Source organism: Gordonia amarae NBRC 15530 (assembly GCF_000241345.1).
Lineage (GTDB): Bacteria > Actinomycetota > Actinomycetes > Mycobacteriales > Mycobacteriaceae > Gordonia > Gordonia amarae.
On sequence record NZ_BAED01000074.1, the window covers coordinates 1 to 434 of the forward strand.

General features: G+C 64.3%; 1 protein-coding gene. It reads right to left on the reverse strand.

All coding sequences use genetic code 11. The features are described 5' to 3' along the window. On the reverse strand, window positions 1-434 hold a 434-nt coding region (locus tag GOAMR_RS21945), incomplete at both ends, for an AMP-binding protein (RefSeq protein WP_005193289.1).

Sequence of the window (434 nt, forward strand, 5' to 3'; positions counted from 1 at the left end):
ACGCGCTGCAGCCGGGCGTCGAGCACCAGCGAGGAACTGTTCCAGATCGGCACGCCGATCGGCACCGAACCGTCCGATGCCGATACCCGCTCGATGTTCTCTGCGGTGATCTCAATGGCCGCCTCGGTGGGACCGTAGAGGTTGTAGAATAGGATGTCCGGCAACGCTTCCCGCACGTCTGCGGCAACCGCGGGCGGAACCGCCTCACCGGTCATGGAGATGATGCGCACCGAATCCATCCGCGAAATCCGGTCCACGCCCACGACGTCGACGAACACAGACAGCATCGACGGCACGAAGTGCACCATCGTTGCCCGGGTCTGCTCGATCACCTCGGCCACATACAGCGGCTCGGTGTGGCCCCCCTCCTTGAGAATCACCATGCGCGCACCGACCATCAGCGGGGCGAACAGCTCCGGCACCGACACGTCAAA